The sequence below is a fragment of the Sedimentibacter sp. LTW-03 genome (assembly GCF_052059825.1).
Lineage (GTDB): Bacteria > Bacillota > Clostridia > Tissierellales > Sedimentibacteraceae > Sedimentibacter.
Genome location: NZ_CP197180.1, coordinates 2,755,738 through 2,768,608, shown reverse-complemented (window position 1 = coordinate 2,768,608; position 12,871 = coordinate 2,755,738). Strand labels below are relative to the sequence as shown.

Below are 12,871 nucleotides of genomic sequence, written 5' to 3'. Positions count from 1 at the left end.
ATCATTGGTACATAGTTTATTTTAATTGTCCGGTAACAAGCTTATTTTTAGATAAGATACGAATATTTTTGTCTTCAGTAATGAAATCAAAAATGCCACTTTGCGAGTCCTCATATACTTTGTCTATCTTTGTTCCATGCGCCAAGTAAATATTTTTATCATTATACACAAACAGCATATCTTTATATGCTTTTATTTTTTTCACCTCTGCCGGTGTCTTATATATAGATGATATTTTCCCTTCAAAATTATACGATATTAATTCAGTACTACCATCCTTTTCATACAGTATGTATATTCTTTTATTTTCCTTGCTTACAGCACAGTCAGTTATTTTATTATATATACTGTTCTTCCACATCAATTTTCCGTTAGTATTAAAATAATAAACATTTTTTGTGCCTATTGCAATAACATTGTTATTAACAATTTTAGTTTTTATCAAAATTTCGCCATCTATGTCAGCGCTCCAAAGTTCAACATCATCCAGTAAATTAAAATATATCGAATTACTTATCACTCCATCGTTAAATTTCAAGGTTATAATTGAATACGCCTCAGACTTATCACTTATGGATACACCGGTTATATTATCTTCAAAGTTTTTGTTATCTACTTCCAGCTCATTGTTTTCATTCATAATATAAAGGGAATTTTGCCCTGAGCCATTTTTTGTAATCATAAATGTTTTATGATTTTCACGTGAAACATTTACAATATCTCCATCAATTTCAGGTATTACATACTTTTGATTGTTCTTGTCAAGAATCTCTATTGTATTCTTTACATTTATAAAAATCCCATTTTCAATAACAAAAACTTGCTTTAAAAATTCTGAATCTTCATTTGACCATACTAAATTTCCGCTATAATCAAAGTGAAATATTTTTTGATTATTATATGTTATAATACCATTATTAAAAAATTTATTATCACTAAGAGTTTCTATATTGACGTTCTCTATATCTTTTACACGATACACCTTTTTTTCATCTAATAAATATAATATTTTTTTTCCATATATAAAAAATATTATTACGAAAAGAAGTATAAAAAGAAATACTATTGATGAAATCAGTTTCTTCATATTTTTATCCTAAATATTAATTTACCATATTATATCAAATTTATTATAACATTGCATTAAAAATTAATTAAATAAATAAAAACAAGAAAATCAAAATAAAATTTTCTTGTTTTTAATTTTTTTAAAATATCCATTTTTCTGATAAATTATTGATTAGCAGAAATTTCATTTAAAGCTTTTGCTGCTGCTAAAATTTCAGACTTTTTATTAAAAGGCCCTACCCCAAATCTCACAGCGCCAATTTTATCAGTTCCTATAGTCTTATGAGCAAGAGGTGCACAATGAAGTCCCGGCCTTACTGCTATGCCGTACTCAGTATCCAATCTATAAGCTACATCCGATGAATCTATCCCTTCAATATTTATAGGAACAACGCCGCATCTGTAGTCAATGTCTTCAGGGCCGTATATTTTAATTTTAGGGTTCTTTTTTATTTCATTGATGAATAGGTCTATAAGTTTTTTTTCGTGGCTGTAAATCGATTTTGTGCCCTTGTTTAATATATACTTTATTCCTGCATTCAACCCTGCAATACCCGGAAGATTGTGAGTACCTGATTCAAGTTTATCAGGATAAAAGTCAGGCTGTATCATGCTGCTGGATTCACTGCCTGTCCCCCCTTCCTTTAACTGTCTGATTACAGAATCACAGTTAATAAGAAGAGCGCCTGTTCCCTGAGGTCCAAGTAATCCTTTGTGACCTGGCACAGCCAACAAATCTATATTATATTTTTTCATATCAATATCAAGAACTCCTGCGCTCTGAGAACCGTCAACAAGATATAGCAAATTTTTTCTCTTGCACATCTGTCCGATTTCCTCTATGGGCATTATTGTTCCAGTTAAATTTGATACATGAGTGGTAACAACCAATTTTGTATTTTCCTTTACAGCTGCTTCAATATCCTTTACATTTACCCTACCGTCGCTTGCACATTGGATGATTGTATTTTCCACACCTTGTTTCTCAATCTCCTTAATAGGGCGCAGCACCGAATTGTGTTCCATAGTTGTGGTTACCACATGATCTCCCGGATTCAATACTCCCTTTATTGCCTGGTTCAAAGCATCTGTAGCATTAAAAGTAAATATAACTCTCATAGGGTCATCCAAATTAAACAGTTGAGCCAACAGTTCCCGAGTTTCATAAATAACTCTAGCTCCTTCTATGGCCATCGCGTGACTTCCTCTTCCCGGATTTGCTCCATATTCCGTCATTGCTGCCATAACGCTCTGATATACAGTTCTTGGCTTAGGATACGTTGTTGCTGCATTGTCAAAATAAATCATACTATCACCTGCTTATATTTTTATTATATTATATGTTTTAAATTAAGTGTTTGATAATCATTTATCCGCATATACTGTTTCACCTGCGCAAATAGTATATTTAACCTTTCCGTAAAGCTCCCATCCAATAAACGGAGAATTTTTTGATTTGGAATAAAAATTATCAGCAACCCACTTTTCATTAAAATCAAATATTAACAAATCGGCTGCTAATCCTTCCTTAATTCTCCCAGATGTTAAATTGTATAGATTAGCCGGATTAACTGTCATTTTTTCCAACAGTTCCATAAGTGTCAGTTTATTATTTCTAACCAAGTAGGTTATTCCAAGTGCCAATGCCGTTTCTAACCCGATAATTCCGCTTGGCGCGCTTGTGAATTCAGCCTGCTTCTCATCAAAGCTGTGAGGCGCATGGTCTGTCGCAATAATATTTATGGTTCCATCCTTCAATCCTTCAATAAGAGCTGACTTATCCGTCTCAGTTCTTAAGGGTGGATTCATCTTTGCATTTGTACCGTATTTTAGCACATCTTCCTCGGTCAAAACAAAATGATGCGGGCAGGCCTCGGCATAAATATCTGCACCTTTTGATTTTGCATATCTTATAATATCAACTGCTTCACCTGAACTCACATGTTGAATATTAACTTTTGCTTTTGTTTTCAAAGCAAGCAAACAATCCCTTGCAATCATAACATCTTCCGCAAGATGTGAAGCGCCCTTTATATTTAAAGCCTTTGAGATTTTTCCTTCATTAATCCCGGCATTAATGACCAAATTTGGATCTTCTTCATGAAAACTTACAGGAACATTTAGTTTTTTTGCTGCCTCCATAGCTTTCAAAACAATTTCTGAATTCATCAAAGGGAAGCCGTCATCTGTAAATCCTGCTGCTCCTGACCTTGACAAAGTACTCATATCAGTAAGCTCTACGCCCTTTAATCCTTTAGTTATTGCTGCCGTCTGAAGCACATTAATAGGAGATTCTTCAGCTTTTTTTAAAACGTATTCCATAGTATCAATGTTATCAATTGCAGGTTTAGTATTAGCCATACACACTACTGTTGTAAATCCGCCTTTAGCTGCAGCTCTTGAACCGGTTGTGATATCTTCCTTATACGTTAATCCTGGATCCCTGAAATGCACATGCACATCTATCAGACCGGGAGAAACTACCATTCCTTCTGCATCAATAATACAATCAATACCTTCTTCATTGATGTTTTTATCTATTTTTTTTATAATTTTATCTTCAATCAAGATGTCTGCCACTTCATCTCTTCTAGACTCAGGATCTATTATTCTACCGTTTTTTATGAGCATCATACAATTCTTCCCTGTTAATTTATTTGCAATTATTATATCATATCCGTTTATTTAGTAAAAGAACTATTGTTAATAATCCTTTTTGATACGTATTAACACATAATCCTTTCTTTGGCCGCTTTAAAAACAAATAAGGCTTGAATGCATTGAAATACGTGTGTTTCAGCTTTTTTCATTATGCTTAAAACAATGCATAAAGTTATTGCTTTGTGGCTTCTATAAAAATATTTCATTTTTATAATAAATACAAATTCTAAATATATAAAAAAATCATTAGTCAAATCAGCTCCCGTATAAATTAAATTCTCAGTTTGAATCAGATGGAAACTCAGTATTTTAGCATATATTTTTAATAAAAGGATGATAATCCTTTTTAAAATATGTTAATATGTAATTACTAAATTTATGGAGGCTAAAATGTTTAAAGCTGCAATATTTGATCTGGACGGTACATTAATGAATTCGGCTAAAGATTTAGAAAGGTCCTGTAACTATGCCTTATCTAAATTTAACCTTCCAAAGATTGATTCTCAAAAGTATATGTTAATGCTTGGTTTAGGACGAGTTAAATCAATTGAAATAATAGTAAATGAATTTTTTGGATCTGAACAGGATGAAATAGTCAAAAAATTTCTTATATACTTCAATAAATTTTATGATGTTCATATGATGGACAACACAAAACCCTTTAATGGTGTTATTGAAATGTTGGACAAATTAAATTCTAGTAATATTATAACGGCTATTTTGTCAAATAAACCGCATAATTTTACCTTAAAGCTTTGTAAGCATTTTTTTGGCAATAAAATCCAGCTTGTATCCGGACTAAAAGAAGGTTATAAAGCAAAGCCTGACCCTGCATCTTTGATTGAAATAATAAATGACCTTGGATTAAAAAAAGAAGAGTGCATTTACATTGGTGACACTGAAGTTGATATAAATACAGCTAAAAATGCAGGCACAAAATCATTGGGTGTTACATGGGGCTTTAGATCGCGCGAATCTTTAGAACGTGAAGAAGCTGATTATATTGCTTCTGATATCTCTGAAATGACCGACATTATCCTATCATAGCTCCAAATACCTAACAACCTAGCTTAACACAGATATAATCATAATTAAAAAAACGTCTTTCTTTCGGAATACTGAAAGAAAGACGTTTAACATTTATTTTATTTTTTCAAGCATTTTTTCAAATTCTTCTTCTTGTTCTACAACATACGCATCTCTCTTAGCATAGTGCGTATGAAGCAGTTTATGAGATAAATGTCCGTTTGGTTCTTTAAGGAATTCTTCGTACAGCTTCATCACTTCAGGATTTTTATGTGATTTTCTGAGAGGAAGTGATTTATCAAGCTCGTACAGTGCATCTGCTCTTTTTATTTTTGGATTTACTTCAAGTCTTTCCTTAGCAGATACGTGAGACTGGCCGCCTCCGTGGACGCATCCTCCCGGACATGCCATTACCTCTATGAAATGATACTGCTTTTCGCCGGATTTTACTGATTCCAGAACTTTTGCCGCATTTGCAGTTCCATGTGCAACAGCAACTTTCACCTCTGTATCTTTTCCGTCTATAGGAAGAACCACTGATGCTTCCTTCACTCCTTCGATACCTCTTACACCTTTATATTCAATGTCATCTAAATCTTTTCCTGTCAATATATCCGCAACAGTTCTAAGTGCTGCTTCCATTACTCCACCTGTTGCTCCAAATATCGCACCGGCACCTGTATATTCGCCCAATATGCTGTCAGGCTGCTCATCTGGAAGATTTTTAAAGTTAATTCTTGCCTGTTTTATCATATCTCCCAGTTCTCTTGTTGTAAGAGAAAAATCTACATCTCGAACACCGTCGACTTCCATTTCAGGCCTGTTAGCCTCAGTTTTCTTTGAAGTACAAGGCATTATAGATACACATACCATTTTTTCCGGATCAATTCCCATTTTTTCTGCATAATACGATTTTACAATAGCACCAAACATTTGCTGAGGCGATTTGCAAGTTGAAAGATTATCAAGAAAATCAGGATAATTTATTTCACAGAAACGAATCCATCCCGGTGAGCATGACGTTATCATAGGAAGTTTTCCGCCGTTTTTAACTCTGCTTAAAAGCTCTGTTCCTTCCTCCAATATTGTAAGGTCTGCAGAAAAGTTAGTATCAAATACCTTGTCATATCCAAGTCTTCTCAAGGCCGCAACCATTTTACCCGTAACGTCTGTTCCCACAGGATACCCAAACTCTTCGCCCAAAGATGCTCTTACACCCGGAGCTGTCTGTACAACAACGTATTTATCAGGATTATCTATTGCATCCCACACATCATCTATATAGGTTCTTTCACGAAGCGCCGCAACCGGACATGCCTGTATGCACTGTCCGCAATATACGCATGGCACATCTTTCATGCTATATCCAAATGCCGGGGCAACTTCAGTATTAAATCCTCTTTTTGTAAAATCAAGAATCCCTATTCCCTGAACGTCTCTGCATGTGCTTACACACCTTCCGCAAAGTATGCACTTTGATGCATCTCTGATGATTGAATGTGAAAGATTATCAATTTTAGATTCTCTTTTTTCTCCCTGGAATTCTATGTCTTTAATCCCCAGCTCATCACATAATTTTTGAAGTTCACAAGTTCCGTTTCTCAAGCATGTCAGACATTCTCTGTTGTGATTTGCAAGAATTAATTCAACATTCATTCTAACTGCATTTCTAACCTTTGCAGTATTTGTTCTAACGTTCATTCCATCCTGTACCTTCAGAACACAAGAAGCAGGAAGATTCCTCATTGGAACTCCTTTTATATCAACTTCTACCACGCATACTCTGCATGCAGCTACTTCATTTATGTCTTTCAAGAAACACAGTGTAGGTATATCTATTCCAGCCTCTTTGGCTGCCATTAATACAGTGTAGTCCTTAGGTACACTTACCTGTATCCCGTTTATAGTTACATTCACTTTATCCATATTTAACACCAGCCTTTCTTATTTCTTGATGATGGCATGGAATGTACAAGCATCCATACATGAACCGCATTTAATACATTTATCCTGATCGATAACATGAACTTCTTTAACCTTACCTTCAATTGCTCCAACCGGACAAATTCTTGAACATTTTGTACAGCCTCTGCAATCCATTGTTATAATATATTTTAACAGTGATTGACATACACCTGAAGGACATCTTTTCTCAACTACATGTGCTTCATATTCATCTCTGAAATATTTCAATGTTGAAAGCACCGGATTTGGAGCAGTCTGTCCCAAGCCGCAAAGAGATGTTTCTTTAATGTTCATTGCAAGCTTTTCCAGTCTGTCTAAATCCTCCATTGTTCCTTTTCCTTCTGTAATTTTATCAAGAATTTCAAGCATTCGCTTTGTTCCTTCTCGGCACGGTGTACATTTGCCGCATGATTCGTCGACTGTGAAATCAAGGAAAAACCTGGCTATATCAACCATACAATTATCTTCATCCATAACAATCATACCTCCGGAGCCCATCATTGAGCCCACAGCGATTAAATTGTCATAATCTATAGGTATATCCAAGTGATCTTTCGTCAAGCATCCGCCTGAAGGTCCTCCAGTCTGAACTGCCTTAAATTCTTTACCGTTTGGACAACCGCCTCCAATATCATATATAACTTCTTTTAAAGTTGTTCCCATAGGAACTTCAACAAGGCCGGTATTATTAATTTTTCCTCCCAGGGCAAATACTTTCGTCCCTGGCGATTTTTCTGTACCGAAGCTTCTGAACCATTCAGGTCCGTTAAGAACTATCTGAGGTACATTTGCCAACGTTTCTACATTGTTTATAATTGTAGGTTTTCCCCACAATCCTTTATTAGCCGGGAAAGGAGGCTTATTTCTTGACATTCCTCTTTTTCCTTCAATAGACTGCATTAATGCAGTTTCTTCCCCACAGACAAACGCTCCTGCGCCAAGTCTTATTTCTATATCAAAATCAAAATCTGTTCCAAATAGATTTTTTCCTAAAAGTCCAAGTTCTTTTGCCTGTTTAATTGCAACTTCTAACCTGTGAACGGCTATGGGATATTCTGCTCTCACATATATAAATCCTTTTGTAGCACCTATTGCATATCCGGCTATTGCCATTGCTTCCAATACTGCATGAGGGTCGCCCTCCAAAACGCTTCTGTCCATAAATGCTCCAGGATCACCTTCATCAGCATTACATATAACATATTTTTGATCAGCTTTATTAGGTGCAGCAAAACTCCATTTCATCCCCGTGGAGAACCCTGCTCCTCCTCTTCCTTTTAGCCCTGAATCTTTTACAAGTTTAACAACTTCTTCAGGAGTCATTTCGGTGAGCACCTTACCAAGTGCCATATAACCATCCCTTGCAATATACTCCTGAACATTTTCCGGATTTATTAATCCGCAGTTTCTCAATGCCACTCTTTTTTGTTTTTTATAAAATCCAACCTCACTAAGAGGTGTAATTTGCTCATTTTTAGCACTTTCATCAAACAGGTACTTACGGACAATCCTTCCTTTTAACAAATGTTCTTCAACTATTTCATCAACTCTGTCAACCGTCATTCTTGCATAAAAAGTACCTTCTGGATAAATAATAACAACCGGTCCTTCTTCACAAAGTCCGAAACATCCGGTAACTACAACCTGCACTTCGTTATCTAAATTAACTTCTTTTATTTTTTCTTCAAATCTCTCTCTAATTAAAGCTGATTTAGAAGAACTGCATCCTGTTCCGCCGCAAACCAAGACATGTGATCTGAAAATTTTCATAGTTTCTCCTCCATTTCTTAAGAACTGCTATTCAGCACCTATTGTATATTCACGTACAATGTTGTTGTTTGCTAAATGCTCTGATACAATTCTCTTTGCTTTTTCAGGATTTACATGAATGTATGTTACCTTTTCCTTACCCGGAGCATAAACTTCAACTATCGGCTCATATGTGCACATGCCTATACAGCCTGTCTGAACTACCTGCACGTTTTTTAGATTTCTTTTAGCAACTTCTTCAACCAGTGTTGTCAAAACAGGCCTTGCTCCTGCGGAAATACCGCAAGTTGCCATTCCTACAACAACCCTGATATCCTTATCTGAATTTCGCATTTCAACATTTTTAATCGCTTCTTCTCTTAACTTTTTTAATTCTTCTAAAGATTTCATAATATGCCTCCTATGCCTTGTATTTAGATAATATTTCAGGTATTTTTTTAGGTTCAAGCTTGCCGTACACATCACCGTCTATCATCATTACAGGAGCAAGGCCGCAGCACCCCAAGCACCTTGTAGCTTCAAGCGTAAATAAATTGTCTGATGTCGTTCCTCCTACAGCCACATCCAGTTCTTTAGATAACTTGTCCAAAACCTGTTGCGCACCCTTTACATAACATGCTGTCCCGAGACATACACCTATTGTATGCTTGCCTTTGGGTTCAATGGAAAACTGCGTATAGAAGGTCGCAACACCAAAAACCTCTGCTAGGGGAATATCAAGCTCATGTGATATAAACTTTTGAACTTCAATTGGCAGATAACCAAAAATTTTCTGTGCCTCATGCAACGTTTGCATTAAAACACCTTGAGTGTCTCTAATTGAATCAATACACTCTTTAAGCATTATAAACTGTTTTTCGTTGGCTTTTACATCAAGACCTTTAATCAAAATAATAACCTCCCTACATTTTACGCAAATATATACAACATTATATAAAATTGTTAACATAATGTCAATCATTAATCTTAATTAATATTAATACAAGTTTTTAACAAAATCGCTAATTCAAATTTTTGTTAATATTCCATATGTTGTACCACATATATAATTATTTTTATCATACTTAAATTGTTAAATTTTCTTCAATTTTTAGTATTTTTTGTAAAACAGCTTCTCGTGTTATCGTTTTCAAATATTATATCACATTCCATCTCTTTATGCATTAAATATTTATAATTAAAATTTGGCATATAAAAAAACCACTGCTCTCATGCAGTGATTATTCTTCTATTTTTAATAGATCAAGTATTCTGTTTAAATCGTCGTTGTTTATGTACTCTATCTCTATTTTCCCTTTATTTTTAGCTTTTTTTATATTAACTTTAGAAGAAAACCGTTCAGTCAACATTTCTTCAACATAAACAATGTATTTATCCTTTTCAGGATAAACTTTTCGTCTTGTTTTTTTAGAATTCCTTACTAAATTTTCAACTTCCCTGACACTTAGGTTATCTTTTATTATTTTATCTGTCATTGCTACTTGCTTATCAGGAGAAAGACTCAGCATTGCCCTGCCGTGACCCGCTGAAATTTCATTTGATACAATTTTATTTTTTACATATTCATCAAGTTTTGACAGCCTCATTATATTGGTAACATACACTCTTGACTTTCCAACAATATTTGAAACTTCTTCTTGTGTTATACCATAGTGCTGCATAACAAATTCATATGCATTTGCCTCATCAATTGGGTTTAAATCCTCTCGCTGTATATTTTCAATCAGCGCAATTTCTGAAGCATTTTTATTTTCTATATCTCTCACAATGCAGGGTATATTTTTAATACCGGCATTTTTACATGCTCTCCATCTTCTTTCTCCTGCAATGATGGCATAAAAATCTCCGTCTTTTCTAACAATTATAGGCTGTATAATTCCATACTTTTTAATGGACTCTGTCAGCTCATCAAGCTTGTCTTGTTCAAATATTTTTCTGGGCTGATTTGGATTCGGACATATTAAGTTCGTATCAATTTCTTTAATTCTCTGATTATCTTCTTTTTCCAGATCTTCCGGTATCAATGCCGACAAACCTCTGCCCAAGGCTTTTCTTTTTGCTGCTGCCATATTGTCCTCCCTAATTGTTTTTAATTAATTCTTCAGATAGCTTTATATATGCTTCGCTTCCCTTTGAATTTACATCATAGAGCATTATGGGCTGACCAAAGCTTGGTGCTTCAGCTAACCTTACATTTCTTGGTATCACAGTTTTGTATACTTTATTTTTAAAATATTTCTTCACTTCTTCCACTACCTGAGCAGATAAGTTTGTTCTTCCGTCATACATATTAAGAAGAACTCCTTCTATATCAAGTTTTGGATTTAATGTTTTTCTGACAAGTTTCACTGTATCTATAAGCTGTCCTACACCTTCCAATGAGTAATATTCACATTGAATTGGTATAAGTACTGTGTTTGAAGCTGTAAGTGCATTCAATGATAATAAACCAAGTGACGGAGGGCAGTCTATAATTATAAAATCATAACTTTTATCAATTAAATTTATTTTTTCTTTTAATGTTTTTTCTCTGTACTTCGTATTCGTAAGCTCTATTTCCGCTCCGGCAAGTTGTATGTTCGATGGAATTAAATCAAGATTTTCTACTTCTGTGGCATACACTATCTTATTTATGTCAAAATTCTCAATCAACACATCATAAATCGTATTTTCAAGACTGTTTTTATCTACGCCAAAACCGCTTGTTGAGTTACCCTGCGGATCTATATCAATGCTGAGAACTTTCTTACCCTTGAGAGCCAACGCAGTACATAGATTTACATTTGTCGTTGTCTTACCCACACCGCCTTTTTGGTTGAATACACTTATCACTTTAGCCACTTAATCACCTTCTACAAACTTTTTTTAGGAATTTTAACCTTTATTTCTATGAAGTCTTCCGACTCCCCCTGTTCGAATTTTGCGTCTATACCGGTTTTGACAATTTCATTATAAGCATTTTTTATAGTATTGATATATATTTTATAATTTATAAAGTTCCGTACGTAACGCTTGTCCCTCATCTTTTTTTTATTAATATCTTCTGAAATTGAATTTACAAGCTTTTCAGTTTCACTTACGTTTAGATCCTTATTTATAATTTTATCTACTATATCTAAAAGAAGTTCTTCATCGTTTAATTTTAGAAGAGCCCTAGCATGACGCTCGCTTAAGCCCCCCTGCCTGATTTTTTGTTTAACCGATTCCGGCAGCTTTAAAATTCTCATTTTATTTGCAATAGTCGATTGTGATTTGCCCAGCTTTTCCGCCAGCTTAGTCTGGTTTAAGTTAAAATCATCGATAAGTCTTTCAAATGCCATTGCTTCCTCAATAAAATCAAGATCTTCTCTCTGAAGATTCTCAATAAGTGCCATAGCAGCAGATTCCTCTTCCTTTACCTCAATAACTACTGCGGGAATTGTTTCCATACTTAACAGTTTTACAGCTTTCAAGCGTCTTTCACCGGCTACTACTTCATAAATATCATCATAAATTTTTCTGACAGTTATAGGTTGTATAATACCATAGTTTTTTATAGATTGGCTCAACTCCTCCAAGGCTTTACCATCAAAAATTTTTCTTGGTTGATTCTTGTTAGGAATTATTTTATTAACATCTATATTGACTATATTGCTTATCAAATAACTCTCCCCCTTACACTAATGGATCTTTACTTGGTTTTCCCGCTTTTCTCGGGTATTTTGCGTTTGTTTGTTCATACTTTTCAATTATAACTATCTTTCTGACAATATCTGTGGTCGGCAAACTGACTTCCCTTACTTCTTTTATTCTTCCCCCCAATTTTTTTATGGCATTTTCAGAATCAGAAATTTCCGAGGAAATATTTTCACTTTTGTATGCGGCAAAGTAACCACCTACATTAACAAACGGAAGGCAATATTCACAAAGTATGTTTAAAGGTGCAACAGCACGGGATACGCAGATATCAAATTTCTCTCTGTATTTTTTGCTTTGGCCGTAATCTTCAGCTCTTCCGTGTATCAGTTCAACATTTTCAAGCATAAGTTCTGTTTTTACTTCATCAAGAAAGTCTATTCTTTTTCTCAAACTGTCTAAAAGAGTGACTTTGTAGCCATCATTGACAATTTTTAAAGGAAATCCAGGAAAACCACCGCCTGTACCTACATCTATAAGGCTTTTTATTTCATTTTTGCGGTTGTTTTCCAACAGTAAAATACTGTCTAAAAAATGTTTAACATAAATTTCTTCATCATCATCTATGGATGTTATATTAATTTTCTGGTTCCATTCTTTCAAAAGATCTCTATACTTTACAAATTTATTTTCAATTTCATCGTTGTATGGTATATTTAGTTGTTTAAATCCCTCTTCCAATGTTTTTATCAAGGCATTCTCCTTA

12 protein-coding genes are annotated in these 12,871 nt (G+C 34.4%); 1 reads left to right on the top strand and 11 read right to left on the bottom strand.

Annotated elements, in window-relative coordinates; genetic code table 11:
• Positions 1–16 precede the first annotated feature (16 nt).
• The 3 genes from ACS3UD_RS13520 to ACS3UD_RS13510 all read right to left on the bottom strand — a co-directional run bounded on the left by ACS3UD_RS13520 (position 17) and on the right by ACS3UD_RS13510 (position 3,702).
• The gene (locus tag ACS3UD_RS13520) at positions 17–1,087 is read right to left on the bottom strand and encodes a DUF5711 family protein (protein ID WP_308139110.1); all 1,071 of its coding nucleotides are present in this window, start codon (positions 1,085–1,087) and stop codon (positions 17–19) included.
• Between the two features lie 146 nt (positions 1,088–1,233).
• Complete coding sequence (locus ACS3UD_RS13515) at positions 1,234–2,376, bottom strand: aminotransferase class V-fold PLP-dependent enzyme (RefSeq protein ID WP_308139111.1); 1,143 nt, start codon at positions 2,374–2,376, stop codon at positions 1,234–1,236.
• A 57-nt stretch (positions 2,377–2,433) separates the two neighbouring features.
• Entirely contained in the window at positions 2,434–3,702 is a 1,269-nt protein-coding gene (locus ACS3UD_RS13510; protein WP_308139112.1) for a dihydroorotase, read from the bottom strand.
• Between the two features lie 417 nt (positions 3,703–4,119).
• Here ACS3UD_RS13510 and ACS3UD_RS13505 point away from each other — a divergent pair, with 417 nt between their 5' ends.
• Complete coding sequence (locus ACS3UD_RS13505; protein WP_308139113.1) at positions 4,120–4,776, top strand: HAD family hydrolase; 657 nt, start codon at positions 4,120–4,122, stop codon at positions 4,774–4,776.
• A gap of 93 nt (positions 4,777–4,869) precedes the next feature.
• Here the strand turns inward: ACS3UD_RS13505 and ACS3UD_RS13500 are convergent, their stop codons facing one another.
• The 8 genes from ACS3UD_RS13500 to rsmG all read right to left on the bottom strand — a co-directional run bounded on the left by ACS3UD_RS13500 (position 4,870) and on the right by rsmG (position 12,858).
• The gene (locus ACS3UD_RS13500; RefSeq protein ID WP_308139114.1) at positions 4,870–6,681 is read right to left on the bottom strand and encodes an NADH-dependent [FeFe] hydrogenase, group A6; all 1,812 of its coding nucleotides are present in this window, start codon (positions 6,679–6,681) and stop codon (positions 4,870–4,872) included.
• 18 nt (positions 6,682–6,699) lie between these two features.
• Positions 6,700–8,490: an NADH-quinone oxidoreductase subunit NuoF gene (gene nuoF, locus ACS3UD_RS13495; RefSeq protein ID WP_308139115.1), complete on the bottom strand. Its 1,791-nt coding sequence runs from the start codon at positions 8,488–8,490 to the stop codon at positions 6,700–6,702.
• Between the two features lie 27 nt (positions 8,491–8,517).
• Positions 8,518–8,880, bottom strand: a complete 363-nt coding sequence (locus tag ACS3UD_RS13490) for a (2Fe-2S) ferredoxin domain-containing protein (RefSeq protein WP_213926060.1) — start codon at positions 8,878–8,880, stop codon at positions 8,518–8,520.
• 10 nt (positions 8,881–8,890) lie between these two features.
• On the bottom strand, positions 8,891–9,376 hold the full coding sequence (gene nuoE, locus ACS3UD_RS13485) for an NADH-quinone oxidoreductase subunit NuoE (protein ID WP_374049907.1): 486 nt from the start codon (positions 9,374–9,376) through the stop codon (positions 8,891–8,893).
• Positions 9,377–9,710: 334 nt separating this feature from the next.
• Positions 9,711–10,559, bottom strand: a complete 849-nt coding sequence (locus tag ACS3UD_RS13480; RefSeq protein WP_308139116.1) for a ParB/RepB/Spo0J family partition protein — start codon at positions 10,557–10,559, stop codon at positions 9,711–9,713.
• 10 nt (positions 10,560–10,569) lie between these two features.
• Complete coding sequence (locus ACS3UD_RS13475; protein ID WP_308139117.1) at positions 10,570–11,331, bottom strand: ParA family protein; 762 nt, start codon at positions 11,329–11,331, stop codon at positions 10,570–10,572.
• An 11-nt stretch (positions 11,332–11,342) separates the two neighbouring features.
• On the bottom strand, positions 11,343–12,131 hold the full coding sequence (gene noc / locus ACS3UD_RS13470; protein ID WP_308139118.1) for a nucleoid occlusion protein: 789 nt from the start codon (positions 12,129–12,131) through the stop codon (positions 11,343–11,345).
• 13 nt (positions 12,132–12,144) lie between these two features.
• Entirely contained in the window at positions 12,145–12,858 is a 714-nt protein-coding gene (gene rsmG / locus ACS3UD_RS13465) for a 16S rRNA (guanine(527)-N(7))-methyltransferase RsmG (protein WP_308139119.1), read from the bottom strand.
• Positions 12,859–12,871 lie beyond the last annotated feature (13 nt).

What these genes read in the sequence shown, in the direction of transcription:
- ACS3UD_RS13520 (WP_308139110.1), bottom strand. Translation starts at nt 1,087, where the DNA reads ATGAAGAAACTGATTTCATCAATAGTATTTCTTTTTATACTTCTTTTC.
- ACS3UD_RS13515 (WP_308139111.1), bottom strand. Translation starts at nt 2,376, where the DNA reads ATGATTTATTTTGACAATGCAGCAACAACGTATCCTAAGCCAAGAACT.
- ACS3UD_RS13510 (WP_308139112.1), bottom strand. Translation starts at nt 3,702, where the DNA reads ATGATGCTCATAAAAAACGGTAGAATAATAGATCCTGAGTCTAGAAGA.
- ACS3UD_RS13505 (WP_308139113.1), top strand. Translation starts at nt 4,120, where the DNA reads ATGTTTAAAGCTGCAATATTTGATCTGGACGGTACATTAATGAATTCG.
- ACS3UD_RS13500 (WP_308139114.1), bottom strand. Translation starts at nt 6,681, where the DNA reads ATGGATAAAGTGAATGTAACTATAAACGGGATACAGGTAAGTGTACCT.
- nuoF (WP_308139115.1), bottom strand. Translation starts at nt 8,490, where the DNA reads ATGAAAATTTTCAGATCACATGTCTTGGTTTGCGGCGGAACAGGATGC.
- ACS3UD_RS13490 (WP_213926060.1), bottom strand. Translation starts at nt 8,880, where the DNA reads ATGAAATCTTTAGAAGAATTAAAAAAGTTAAGAGAAGAAGCGATTAAA.
- ACS3UD_RS13480 (WP_308139116.1), bottom strand. Translation starts at nt 10,559, where the DNA reads ATGGCAGCAGCAAAAAGAAAAGCCTTGGGCAGAGGTTTGTCGGCATTG.